At 37.4% G+C, this 13,623-nt stretch carries 12 protein-coding genes; 10 read left to right on the forward strand and 2 right to left on the reverse strand.

From position 1 onward, the window contains the following. Positions 1-35 precede the first annotated feature (35 nt). The 9 genes from ACVIJU_RS04010 to ACVIJU_RS04050 all read left to right on the forward strand — a co-directional run bounded on the left by ACVIJU_RS04010 (position 36) and on the right by ACVIJU_RS04050 (position 8,044). Positions 36-911: a phosphotriesterase family protein gene (locus ACVIJU_RS04010; protein ID WP_066250155.1), complete on the forward strand. Its 876-nt coding sequence runs from the start codon at positions 36-38 to the stop codon at positions 909-911. 5 nt (positions 912-916) lie between these two features. Next, positions 917-2,038, forward strand: coding sequence for an aminotransferase class V-fold PLP-dependent enzyme (locus tag ACVIJU_RS04015; RefSeq protein ID WP_063388783.1), 1,122 nt, complete (start codon positions 917-919; stop codon positions 2,036-2,038). 16 nt (positions 2,039-2,054) lie between these two features. Further along, positions 2,055-3,308 carry a phosphopentomutase gene (locus tag ACVIJU_RS04020; RefSeq protein WP_066250152.1) on the forward strand — a complete coding sequence of 418 codons (1,254 nt, stop codon included), beginning with the start codon at positions 2,055-2,057 and terminating at the stop codon, positions 3,306-3,308. After that, positions 3,280-4,431, forward strand: coding sequence for a YhfX family PLP-dependent enzyme (locus ACVIJU_RS04025; protein ID WP_066250150.1), 1,152 nt, complete (start codon positions 3,280-3,282; stop codon positions 4,429-4,431). Before ACVIJU_RS04020 ends, ACVIJU_RS04025 begins: the two co-directional genes overlap by 29 nt. 68 nt (positions 4,432-4,499) lie before the next feature. Then, positions 4,500-5,243, forward strand: a complete 744-nt coding sequence (locus ACVIJU_RS04030; RefSeq protein ID WP_456687284.1) for an HAD-IIB family hydrolase — start codon at positions 4,500-4,502, stop codon at positions 5,241-5,243. Positions 5,244-5,300: 57 nt separating this feature from the next. Continuing rightward, positions 5,301-6,032, forward strand: coding sequence for a glucosamine-6-phosphate deaminase (nagB, locus tag ACVIJU_RS04035; protein ID WP_456687285.1), 732 nt, complete (start codon positions 5,301-5,303; stop codon positions 6,030-6,032). A gap of 873 nt (positions 6,033-6,905) precedes the next feature. After that, positions 6,906-7,196, forward strand: coding sequence for a cyclic-phosphate processing receiver domain-containing protein (locus ACVIJU_RS04040; protein WP_327019720.1), 291 nt, complete (start codon positions 6,906-6,908; stop codon positions 7,194-7,196). A gap of 100 nt (positions 7,197-7,296) precedes the next feature. Next, positions 7,297-7,686, forward strand: a complete 390-nt coding sequence (locus ACVIJU_RS04045; RefSeq protein WP_235600474.1) for a hypothetical protein — start codon at positions 7,297-7,299, stop codon at positions 7,684-7,686. Continuing rightward, positions 7,667-8,044, forward strand: coding sequence for a type II toxin-antitoxin system RelE family toxin (locus ACVIJU_RS04050; protein ID WP_456687286.1), 378 nt, complete (start codon positions 7,667-7,669; stop codon positions 8,042-8,044). The genes ACVIJU_RS04045 and ACVIJU_RS04050 overlap by 20 nt, the downstream gene beginning before the upstream one ends. A gap of 1,199 nt (positions 8,045-9,243) precedes the next feature. On the opposite strand, the gene ACVIJU_RS04055 is transcribed toward ACVIJU_RS04050, so the two are convergent. Continuing rightward, positions 9,244-10,566: a short-chain fatty acid transporter gene (locus ACVIJU_RS04055; protein ID WP_456687287.1), complete on the reverse strand. Its 1,323-nt coding sequence runs from the start codon at positions 10,564-10,566 to the stop codon at positions 9,244-9,246. Positions 10,567-10,783: 217 nt separating this feature from the next. Between ACVIJU_RS04055 and ACVIJU_RS04060 the strand changes: the two genes are divergently transcribed. After that, positions 10,784-11,662 (forward strand): LysR family transcriptional regulator, encoded by an 879-nt coding sequence (locus ACVIJU_RS04060; RefSeq protein ID WP_063388774.1) that lies wholly within the window; start codon positions 10,784-10,786, stop codon positions 11,660-11,662. Between the two features lie 538 nt (positions 11,663-12,200). On the opposite strand, the gene ACVIJU_RS04065 is transcribed toward ACVIJU_RS04060, so the two are convergent. Next, a complete protein-coding gene (locus tag ACVIJU_RS04065) occupies positions 12,201-13,508 on the reverse strand; it encodes an MFS transporter (protein ID WP_456687288.1) in 1,308 nt (435 codons plus the stop codon). Positions 13,509-13,623: the final 115 nt, after the last annotated feature.

The following is a 13,623-nucleotide window of genomic DNA, read 5'->3' on the forward strand; positions in this document are numbered from 1 at the left end:
CAGTTGAAATTATTAAAAAAAGGGGAAAGTATCTAATGTTGAAAAACGGGATTACCTATATGCATGAGCATACAACCATTGACCTTTCTGAAGTAAAAAATAATGAGGATTGCCGGTTGGATGTATTTCCTGAAACTGTAAAAGAATTTAAAAAATTATATGAAAAGGGTGTACGTAATATTATTGATGTAACCAATATCGGAATGGGGAGAAGTATTACATACGTCCAAAAGGTTTCAGAAGAAAGCGGGATTAATATTATTTTCGCTACTGGTTTCTATCAAGATTCTTTTTACCCGATTCAAGTATTTCGGGAAACAAAAGAAAAGCTGGCAGAAAGAATGATAAAGGAAATTGTCGAAGGAATAAAAGGAACAGATGCAAAAGCTGAAATTATTGGTGAAATTGGAACAAGTTATAATAAATGGACAGAAGCTGAGAAAAAAGTGTTTGAAGCAGTTGTCATCGCCCATAAAGAAACGAAAAAACCAATTTCTACACATACATCTATCGGAACGTTAGGACATGAGCAAGTGGAATTCTTTAAAAAGCATGAAGTAGATTTAAATCGAGTGGTCATAGGACATGTTGATTTAACAGGAGACGCCGATTATGTATTAAAAATGCTAAGAGAAGGAGTATATGTAGAATTTGACACAATAGGAAAAGAAAGTTACATGCCGGATCGCGTTCGAGCAGAAATGTTGAAAAAAATACAGGATAAAGGGTATATCGACAAAGTACTATTATCTATGGATATTACTAGAAAATCACATCTCGAATATAAAGGTGGATTAGGGTATTCCTATTTACTGGACACATTTGTCCCCCTTTTGCAATCTTATGGGATTACAAGTGAATCGATCGATAAAATGTTGATTCATAACCCACGTGCTTTTATGGAAGGGTAAGGTGAATGATTATGGAAACTTATCCGCTAAAGAGTATTTCTATTGAAGAAGCTAAGCGCAGACAGTTTAAGCTCGTTGATGTCATTACAAGGCATTTTCGCGGAGATGAAATGATTTCGCTTGGTGATCTAGGTGTTGTAAGAGGCATTAATAAACCAAAATTTACAAAAAAAGTAGAAGAAACATTAGCTGACTTCTTTGGCGTAGAGAAAGCATTATTGGTGCGCGGCGCTGGAACAGGTGCATTGAGGTTTGGTTTTATGAGTTTTTTGCAGCCGGGTGATCAGCTCCTTGTACATGATGCACCTATATATCCAACAAGCAAAACAACTTTAGAATCAATGGGGATAATGCCGATATATGCGGATTTTCACAATCATGAAGAAATCAAAAATACAATCAGGCAAAATCCAAAACTAAAAGGCGCATTGATTCAGCATACTAGGCAAAAAATTGATGATCATTATGATTTGGCTGAAACAATAAAAATAATACGTTCGGCTGATCCGGCTCTAATTATAATAACAGATGACAATTATGCTGCAATGAAAGTAGAAAATATTGGGGTGCAAGTCGGAGCGGATTTGTCCACCTTCTCAATGTTCAAGCTATTAGGTCCAGAAGGTGTTGGAATCATATTAGGGAAAAAGGATTTAATCAAGGAAATAGAAAAAATGAATTATTCCGGAGGAAGCCAAGTTCAAGGCTATGAAGCTTTGGAAGCATTAAGAGGTCTTGTATATGCTCCCGTTATGTTGGCTATACAAGCAAGCGTGAATGATCAATTAGTCCATGCCCTTAATAATGGAGCAGTAAAGGGTGTGAAAAGGGCTTATTTAGCCAATGCACAATCAAAAGTTTTACTTGTGGAATTTACTGAACCAATCGCAGAAGAAGTACTTTATCATGCCAATGAATTAGGGGCGGCACCCAATCCGGTCGGCGCCGAATCAAAATACGAAGTTGTGCCAATGTTTTATAGAGTTTCCGGCACTTTCTTATCGTCAGATCCAACATTAGCCAAAAAAATGATACGTATTAATCCATTAAGAAGCGGAGCGGAAACAATTTTAAGAATACTAGAGGAATCCATTCATCGGGCAACCGAAAATCATAAGGAAATATAGTAAAGGGGGATCAAAAATGAACAAAAGAGTCATTATTATTATATTGGACAGCTTAGGTGTCGGTTATATGGAAGATGCCAAAGACTATCACCCTTTAGATGTCGGCGCCAATACTTTTTATCATATTATTGATGTAGTGCCATCATTGAAAATTCCAAACTTTGAAAGATTAGGCATCAACAAAATTTTACATCATCCGAAATTAAAAAATGTTGATAATATTGCCAGTTACGGTGTTTTGAACCTTATGCATCAAGGAGCAGACAGTTTTGAAGGGCATAATGAAATTATGGGAACAAAACCAAAAAAAGCGTATTTAGCTCCTTTTGTTGAAAATATGGATCAAGTAAAACGTGCTCTAGAAAAAGAAGGATATAAAGTAACGATCCCAAATCCTGAATTGCCGTATCTATTAGTCAATGATTTAGTCATCGTCGCTGATAATATCGAAACTGATTACGGCCAAATTTATAATGTGAGTGCTCCGCTAGATTATATTCCGTTTGAAGAAGTATTAAAAATAGGGCAATGTGTGCGCAAAAATGTTAAAGTCAATCGTGTGATTGTCCTTGGTGGCGAAAATGTAACACCCGAACACTTGCAACGATCAGTAGAAAGACGGGAAGATGGATTAGTAGGGGTGAATTCACCTAAATCAAATGTATATAAACAAGGGTATCAAGTACGTCATTTAGGTTTTGGCATCTCTCCTGAATTTCAGCTGCCAACATTGGCGAAAAAAAGCGGAATGGAAGTTTCTCTTATTGGAAAAATGCAGGATGTCATTTATTGTGAAGGCGCCAATAGATTTCCGGGTGTCGATACGGAACAAGTAATGAAGGATATTTTACATGAAATGGACAATGTAAAACATGGAGTAATTGCTGCAACAGTACAAGAAACAGATTTGGCCGGACATGCACAGAATCCAGCCCGCTATGCGGATCGTATTGAAGTGGTCGATAGATATTTGCCGGAAATACTGGAAAAAATGACAGAACAGGACCTGTTGATTATGAGTGCGGATCATGGGAATGATCCTACGATTGGCCATAATCAACATACAAGAGAGAAAACGTATCTGTTAGTTTATCATAAACAAATATCCCCCGTTAAAATTGGAGAAAGAAAGACGCTATCAGATATCGCTGCAACTTCTGCAGAGTATCTTGGACTTAATAAAACTGAAAACGGAACTTCATTCCTTCAAATATTGCAAAAAGGAAAGAGGAGACTGACGGATGTTTTTACAATCGACAATAATGCATAACAAAAAATTAATAGAAGCTGCATTGGACTTTCATCAGCAAGGAATTATCCCACCCAATACTTATGTAATAGATCTTGATACAGTAAAGAGGAATGCTAAAGCTTTATCTGAAAAAGCCAAAAAACAGGATATTGAACTATTTTTTATGACAAAACAATTTGGCCGCAATCCGTTGGTGGCGCAAGCTATTGTTGAATCAGGGATTGAGAAGGCAGTCGCCGTAGATCCATGGGAGGCCATGACTCTTAGTAAAAATGGCATTCAGATTGGCCATGTTGGACACCTCGTTCAAATACCTGTCCATATGATATCAACAATATTAAATCTTAATCCTGATTATGTTACAGTTTTTAGTTATGAAAATGCTCGAAATATAAGCAGAATTGCTCAACAGATGGGAAAAAAACAAAAAGTCTTTTTGCGCATTGCAAACAAAGACGATTATATATATAACGGTCAAGAAGGTGGATTCACATTTGAACAGTTAGTGAAAGATATTGAATCTATGGAAAAATTGGAAGGCATTGAAATAGCCGGTTTAACAAGTTTTCCTTGTATATTGATTCAAGATGATGTTCCAACCATTACCCCGAATGTCAAATCCATGCAGACTGCAAAATTGTTTTTAATGAATAGAGGATATGAAAAGCTAGAGATGAATATGCCAAGTGCCACTTCTACCGCAACAATGAAATTATTAAAGGAAAATGGTGCAACACAAGGAGAACCCGGTCATGCATTAATTGGAACGACTCCATTGCATGCTTCACAAAACTTGGAAGAAAAACCTGCGATGGTATATGTATCGGAGGTATCCCATTTATATAATAATCATGCATATGTTTTTGGCGGCGGATTTTATCCGCGTTCACATATGAAGGAAGCATTAGTTGGAACAAATAGACAAAATCTAAAGCGGGTTCCTACAATTGATAATGCTCCGACTAATATTGATTATTACGGCTCATTGGCGACAGACGGAGTACGAGTGGGAGATACGGTCATATATGCCTTTCGCACACAAGTATTTGTTACCAATGCCCATGTTGCCGTCTTAAAGAATATTTCCGCCAACCCTGAACTTGTAGGAATTTATGATTCTATGGGGAATTTAATCAATTGATCCAATAAAAATGATCATTTTTACTGCAAGAGCATGGTTGTTAATGGGAATTTTGGAGGAGATTTTAAATGTATCGAGCTGTCTTTCTGGATATAGACGGGACAATTTTGAATTCTAAAAATCAGCTTGAAGATGAAACCATAGAATCTATTCATAAAGTGCAAAAGAAGGGGATTATCGTTGGTTTGGCTTCAGGCAGGTCTTTAGAAGCCTCAAAAATTTATGGTGATAAATTACAGTGTTCGCTTTATGCTACTTATAACGGCAGCCTTGTATTTTTAAATAATAAGATCATTCATGATGTAAAAATATCAGCAAAAGTTGCCTATGATCTTTGCAGCCAAACTTATCAATATGGCGGCAAGTATATTCACTTTTCGTACAGTACCTCACGATCTAATCAGCCTTTATATGAAGAACATTTACTGCCATTTGCAAAAAAGGCAAATTTAGAGGATACGGATTGCGAAGCGCACCGATTAACTTTATATATAAATTCTGAACAACGTAAAGTTCTTAAAGAGAAAGTGCTGGAGGATTATGTTTTTGAAGAAGGAGATCGACTCGAGGTATATCCAAAAGGTTCTAAATGGACCGGTATTCAATCTGCCATTCAACAATTGAATATATTGCCTGAAGAAGTGATTGCAATCGGTAATGGGATAAATGATGTCGAAATGTTGGAATCATCTGGATTAGGAATTGCGATGGGAAATGCAACTGATTATGTAAAAAGTAAAGCGAACATGATTGTTGAAGATAATGATCATTATGGAGTGGCAAGAGCACTAAGAACGATTTTTAAAATCTAACATATTTTATTTCAGATTAAGGATTTCCATAATGATTTTGTAGAAAGGTGAAATGACATGGAAATTATTAAAGTAAAAGATTATGAAGAAATGAGTGAGAAAGCAGCTAATATAGTCATAGAGCATATGAAAAGTTTGAAAAGACCAGTCATTGGTTTTGCAACAGGTTCAACTCCAATTGGTTTATATAATTGTTTGGTCAAAAAGTATCAGCAAAAGGAAGTTTCATTTAAACATGCAACTACTTTTAATTTAGATGAATACGTTGGGCTGCCTAAAGAAAATAAGAATAGTTACCACTATTATATGCATGAAAATTTATTCCAACATATTGATATTCAACCGGAAAATGTTCATATTCCTAATGGAATGGCTGAAGATTTGGAACAAGAGTGTATGACTTATGACAGACTAATTTCTAAAAATAAAATTGATATACAAATATTAGGACTGGGATTAAACGGCCATATTGGTTTTAATGAGCCAGGGACCAGCTTTAAAAGCAGAACGCATATTGTTAAACTGGATCAATCAACGCGAAAAGCAAATGCTAGATTCTTTCAGTCGATTGACGAAGTACCAACGAAAGCAATTACGATGGGAATTGAAACGATCATGGAAAGTAAGAAAATCTTGCTGCTTGTTTCTGGTAAAAAGAAAGCGGACGCGCTTGCAAGGCTATTGGGTAACAGTGATATTTCTGAAGAGTTTCCGGCTTCAATTTTAAGACAGCATAATGATGTGACAGTGATCGCAGATAAAGAGGCCTTGAAAAAAATAAATGAATAATATTTATTGACTATTTTTAAGCTCCTTTTTTGTGAAAATAAATTCATGAGTAGACTGCGACTTTTGGGTTTCAAATCAAGGCGTAAGAGAAAAGATATAATTGAAACAAACTGCCGAAAATACGGCTTCACGCATAAACATTTTGTTCGTGTATTTACATGTAATTCTTTGTAAGGCTCTTTATTGAATAAGCAATCGATAAACAATGGAAAGCATTCATCGTCCAATAGCGATGAGTGCTTTTTTTCCCTTTTGAGCTATCCATGACAATATTTGCAAATACATGATATTTCCAATTTCTTGATTCTTACCAAGTTGTTGATCATAATGGATTGCCTTTTTACTGATCGAATACTCTAGCTACAATAAGATTTTTTTCTTCGCGGATTCGTATAAAAGTAAAAAAAGAAAAAGGGGATGGATTATCTTGAAGCTATATATTCAAATGAGGAAAGCAGATTGAAGACATATTTGCAAGACTATGAAGTAAACGAGTAAATACAAGGCCAAAGTCTTGTTGTATTGGGAGGTATTCATGAATAAACTAAATTTTTGCTTGCAAGCTGTTATTCCAAAAGTGGATGGATTAACCGAAAAGATAAAATCGGAAGAACCCCTCTATCCACGGCATGCTATTTCGGATATGTGGATATATCGAGGGTTTTAGGGTTTTGTTGAATAACGGTGCAAAAATAAATGAAATATGTATGGATCAAGCATATAACGGATGGGATGGTCATATACAGATTGGTACATTGAACCTCTCCGAGAGTATGGTTGGATCAATCTATATTTGGATGATTTATCGGACATTCCGATTGGCTTAATAGGTGTGGGAACAATGAAGCCATTTCATAGATCGAGAAACAACATGTGCATATTCTTTCGTTGGATCATGATTTGGGAACAGATGAAAAAGGAAATTTGCGAAGAATCGGTTATGATTTGGTTAAATATATTTGTGAAAAAGATATAAGACCTACAAACAGAATTTACATTCATACCGATAATGTCGTGGAAAAGGAAAACATGTATCAAACCTTACTGGCCGCACAAAGAAGAGGGTTCATTGACAAGGATATTGAAATTTATCATTATCAGTTTGTTAGGAACAGGACTCGCGAAGAGAATGAAACATATTTTATGTTGCTTTGTATATTTTAAGCATATAAATGTGTTGTTTTTTGTGTAGAATTACGTGTATAATATAGATTAATAATGCATATATTAAAGGAAAGGGGGATGGAAGGTGGGTGTTCATACATTGAAAAAAGAACAACATCCTATTGCTAACACGAATACATTGCATTTTTTGAAAACAAATGTTTTAAGCGTAACGGACATTTCGAGAACAAAAAAATTATCAGAAATACTGGACCTTTTTTCCAATGGTTTCACAGATGAAGTATTTGTTATTCAAAATGCAAAAAAGAAAAATGCACAAGCTGTAGTCGTCAATATAGATTATTTTGAAACATTGCTTCAAATGAAAGAAGTTTTAGAAGAAGCACTTGATCAAGTCGTTATGGAAGAAGCCTATGCACGTAAAGATAAACCTGCAAATCAAACCTTATCAGATATTTTTGATGAAGACGATATGAATGTAAATGAATTAATGAAATTATTAGAGGAAGATGGATGTGAAGACACTTGAAGATTTGCAGGCATTGGTTTTAGAAAAATATAATGTCGATCTGAGATTTGTTGAAGATGTTAAACAAGATATTAAAGCGATTAACAAAGGACATAGGCAAACCGTTTTATTAGAAATATTAAAAAGAGCTAAGCAAGGCCCCCTATTCAAGCCTGACGGAGTTGCTGAATCTTTACATGGGGACTTACATGGTTTTGCAAGGATTAAATCAAAGTCATTAAATATTAGGGTTATTTATCGGCCAGTTGAAGGACGGCCGATAAGAATGGAAGTTATTGCAATTGGTCCTCGTGATAGGAAAAAGGCATATCGAATGGCTGCTGAACGTTTACAAAAATTCTTTATGGAAATGGATTAGCAGTTTTCTACCGCGGTGGAACCTCACACCACTCACTAAAGTGGCGTGCTTCTCCATGTTTCTATGAGAATTTCCTGCTTCATCACCTCGCAGCCTATCTCTACAGGCTTCGATCCACTCCTGCATTGATTGCGTAAAATATGCTTCGAGAATTCTCTACTGGCTGTACAATCTTTTTTAGAAAAATACTCTGTCAAACAATGACAAACACAATTCCTGCTCCTATGAGTCAGGAGTTTCTTTGTTGTATTTTCTCCCTTTTTGTGACAAAAACGGATTTGCCGAAACATAGGCCCTATATATAGAAGTTAGTAGTTTTTTTTTCGACATAGGGTGGAAAACCAACGTCCAGAAATGACAGACATCATACCACTGCTGGCGAGAAAACAAAACAAAGGAACAAATCCAAAAAACAATTTTGTGTTTTGGGAGGCAGATTATTGAAAAAAAAGCACATCGTTTAACTGATATGTCTTTTGCGAATAGGTTTCTATAAAATGCAATAGGCTTTCCCTGTTGCGATCCTCTCTTATTTTTCTTCTCCTCTATGAAAAAAGAGATGGTGATTTTTTCTGGTTTACGGTTTTTGAGTGATAGAACCGATCTTTTTATCTATTATTAACGTTTTCAATAGGAAATTGAAATTGGAATTATCCAATAGTTTAGAAGGAGAAGAAAATGATGAATGAGGAAAAAATGAAAATGATCGAGTTGGCTGTGAAAGATTTGGTTTTGTGATGCACAAATTCAGGACACAAAACGGTCTGCTTTAATTGGATTATGTCAAAAATTATTTGAATAAAGCTCATCGACCGGGATTCGATTCATCCTCAGTATCTAACGGGAGATAGTAACCTTCTGCACAGCACAGCAAGCACGGCAACATTTTTAAGGAAAAACAGGAAAGTGGGAGTATTTTTCACAAGAAAATATGCATCCAGTCCCATCATTAGACAAGAATGCTGGAACGATCATGTTCCTAATTGGAACAATAAAAAGGGAACCATTTTCAAAACACCCGGGATACCGTCAATCCCGTCAAACGGAGAAGGAACAAAAAAGGATTAAAAGCAAATGATAGTTTTTGATAAACTTAAAAAAACCCATCCCAAGAATGCTGGCGTCATAACAGCATTCTTGGGATTTGTTTGTAAAACATAGAATATTGGGAAAATTTTTGTTTTGGGACAACTGAAACTTTAAAACAGCAGAAATCCGATGGAGATCGGGATAAAACTGAAAATTAGAATCATGACGCAAAATCCCATAATATCTCGGATGTGGAGGCCTGCGATCGCTAAAATGGGTAGCGCCCAAAACGGCTGGATCATATTTGTCCAAGCATCTCCCCAGGCTACCCCCATTGCTGTTTTGGCCGGATCTGCTCCCAATTCCATTGCTGCCTGAATCATAATCGGTCCTTGAACCGCCCATTGCCCGCCCCCGGATGGAACAAAGGTATTGATTAAGCCAGCGCTAAGAAAGGAGAGGTAAGGCAAGGTTTGTTCGGTCGAAACACTGACGAACCATAATGCGATTTGCTCAGACAATCCTGAATGAATCATCATTCCCATAATTCCAGCATAAAAGGGAAACTGGATGATAATCCCACTGGCGTTTTTAACGCCGTTCGCTACCGTATCCAGAAACCTTTTCGGTGTTTGATGAAGCAAAATTCCAAGGAAAAGGAAAATAAAATTGACGATATTAATGTTTAGGTTAAATCCGTTTACAACAAAATGATAAACAATAAATGCAATTCCCATAATGCCGATGATCAGGGATATTGTCCGACTGTTTTCCAATTTTTCTGCTGGTGTCATAGGTGTCACATGTTCTACTGCTGCTGCTTCTTCATTTGGAATCACCCATTTCGTTCGATCTTCGAACTGGCTCTCTGCATTTTTTAACAAATAACGGTTAAACAGCGGCAAGGCGATCAAAAGGGCAATAACAATAAATAAATTTGTCGGGCTAAAAAGGGTTTTCGTCACTGGGATCACGCCCATGGATTCCTCCAAAAAGTGGCCCGGAGTTGCAATGGTAAGCGGGATCGAACCGGAAAATCCCCCGTGCCAAATGAGGAATCCGCTGTATGCACTGGCAATTAAAATACGGTAGTCGACGGATGGAACATGCTTGGCAACATGTATGGCAAACAGAGCACCGATCACCAGCCCGAAACCGTAATTAATCAGGCAGGCGATTAATGAAACAATGGTTACAAGCATGACGGCATGGACAGGGGTGCGTGCAAAGGTGCTTACTTTCGCCAAAAACCTTTTAATGACGGGAGTGTTTGCTAATATATAGCCGGTTACAACCACAAGGGTCATCTGCATGGTAAATTCCAGTAAATCCCAAAAACCTAAACCCCAATGGGTGACCATGTCCACTGGACTGTTGTCTGTAAAGAAAACACCTAATAAATATACTAAAAACGTTAAAATAATGGCGAACAGCAAGGCATCAGGCAAATAACGCTGCACCACCCGGTTGAAAAAGGATGTAAGTGTCTTCAATGGTTTCTCCTCCCTTTAGCAAATAATAAATTCTGTTTGTTTTTTCCGCCGGTTCCGTTAAAAAATAAGAACAAGTAAATGAGTGCATGATGGAACCGCTTTCAAAATTCTTTTTTTTGCATCCGCTTACATAAAAGTTTACACAGGGACAAACATTAAAGTAAAATAAATAAAATGAATCTTATTTATTACATTTGGGAATAAAAAGGGGGATTCGATGGAACTTCGGGACATTCAATCCTTTATTGAGGTGGCCAATCATCAGAGTTTTACAAAGGCTGCGGAGCACTCCTATTTATCCCAGCCGTCATTAAGTAAAGCCGTGAAAAAGCTGGAAGAGGAATTTCATATGGAACTATTGGAACGGTCCACGAGGCATATTCAATTGACGGATGCAGGAAAAGTTGTTTATGAACAGGGAAAAAAGTTAATGAGTATTTTGGAAGAAACGAAAATGCTGCTGGATGAACTGGCAAACGTCGCCATTGGAGAAATTAAAATCGGCATTCCTCCCCTTATTGGAACGTTGTTTTTCCCTTCCATTGCCGGAAACTTCCATCAACAATACCCGAATGTCAAATTGGAGTTGGTGGAGGTTGGCGCAAGGGTGGTAGAGCAGCTGGTGGAAGAGGGGGAAATTGATGTCGGCATTGTGGTTCTGCCGGTGGATGAATCCATTTTTCACATTTCTTCTTTTTTTACGGATGAATTCGTCCTTTTTATCCACAAGGATCATTCTCTGGCCTGCAAACAAAGGGTGTCCGTCAAAGAATTGGAGAAGGAAAGCTTTATATTATTTGCAAAAAACTTTACGTTGCATGAATTTATTATTAACACCTGCAAAAATTCTGGTTTTACCCCGAATATCGCCTATGAAAGTTCCCAATGGGATTTAATTTTGGAGCTTGTTTCATCAAAAATGGGGATCACATTGCTGCCGAAAGTGATAGGCGGAAAACAAAATAATCCGGATATTGTTATTATTCCCTTGAAAGAAAAGGTTCTTTGGCATCTTGGTATTATCACGAAAAAGGGTCGGTACCGCTCCTTTGCTTTGAAAAAATTGCTGGAGATGCTTACGGAACAAGAGAAGTGATATCTATACATTCCATTTCGAGTAACATTGTATTTCAATGAATAAATAAACCGTTTCCTAATGATGGAAAGTACCTTAGGACGGAAATTCCTTGACTGCAGTCTTTCATTTTTTGTACAAAATAAACATATAAATTGGTGGTGAATGAAAAAGTTATCCGTACGACGAACATTGATAACCGCCTTTAAAAGATTCTCTGTCAGGGGGACCAGCCGATTCAGCGGAACTAACTGTATCCACTCTGAGCCGCCAACTCAAGAGCGGATTACTTTTTTTAAAAAAGACAGTATTGGTCCAATCCACCCCCAGAGGAAATAGCGAGCATGAGAGATTCAAATAATCAAGTTATCCCCTTTCCTTCAGGGAGTGGCTCCACCCTTGAGTTTTTCGTTTCTAGCAACTGCGTAAGAGGCATTCACACCATAATTAGGTCCCACACATAGATATACCAAAGGAGTTTTATTTAAAAATGAAAACAGGGTAACCTCATTCAATAATTTTATGGTACCCCGTGGAAGGATAGAAATCTTATTTTACCTTACATTTTTATGCTGAAATTATTTTCAGTTGTTTCAATATGATGATCGTATAACGAACGCTTTCTCGTATCCGGAACTAACAGACTTAAAATAAGGGATAATATAATGCCTCCCATCATAAATCCGCCAAAGACCCATGGGGAAGGTCCAAAGGATTCGGCCATTGTTGTCCAAATCATTGGACCGAAACCAACAATGGCGGCTGCCACTTGATACCCGAAGGATAAACCTGTGTAGCGAACCTTTGCCGGAAATAATTCGGAGAATAAGGTGCCCTGTGTTGCGAAAATCGATGCCCAGATGATTCCCAGCATCACGCCTTGCATGATGTATAACCAGGAAGCGCCCTCGTTAACCAATGAAAAATAAGGGATAGATAAGATAAACAATAAAATTAATCCGACAATATAAATGAGTTTTCGGCCAATATAATCAGACAAGTATCCTACAACCGGAATGGTGATAATCATAGTCGCGCAGCCAATGGTAAGGGCTGTTAGTGCCACTTGGTTGGAATACCCCAAGTACACCGTAGAATAAGAAAGAATAAATGACATTAAGAATACATTGAAAAATCCGTCCCCAATTTTTAAACCGATAGCATGCAAAACACTTTTCCAATTCGTTTTGAACGTTTCCAAAAATGGTATTTTCGCAATTGCTCCAGCTTCCTTTTGTTGTTTGAAGGCAGGAGTCTCTTCAATTCCGCTTCGGATCCAGAGCGCGAGTCCAATCAGAACGACACTAAATAAAAACGGAATCCGCCATCCCCATGCCAAAAATTGTGTATCAGAAGTAAAATAACTAATAACCGTTAAGCTTAATGAACCGAGAACTAAACCGATGGGTACACCTAGCTGGGGAATGGAGCCATACAGTCCGCGAAGGCCTTTCGGGGCATATTCGGTGGCCAACAGAACAGCTCCACCCCATTCACCCCCAAGGGAAATACCTTGGATGAGCCTTAAAAGGACGAGTATAATCGGCGCCCAAATACCAATTTGCTCATAAGTAGGAAGAAGACCAATCAAAAATGAACTTCCGCCCATTCCAATAAGTGTAAATATTAAAGCGGCCTTTCTTCCCATCTTATCACCAAAATGACCGATGATAATGCTGCCGATAGGTCTGGCTGCATAGCCGATGCCAAAGGTTGCAAAAGAAAGTAATAGTCCTACAGCCGGATCATGACTTGGAAAGAATAGAAATGAAAACACAAGTCCCGTAGCAGTACCATATAGGTAAAAATCATACCATTCAATGACAGACCCTGATAAGCTGGCAAACAAGATACGGATTTTGTTCATAAAAATACACCCCTCATCTCACATATCTAATAATCAAATTCAAATTCTCTTTTTGAGGGAATTCACGGTTATTTCATTATCGCTTGCACTGGAACGGCGGAATTTCATTAACGAC

It is taken from the genome of Aeribacillus sp. SP014, assembly GCF_054055575.1.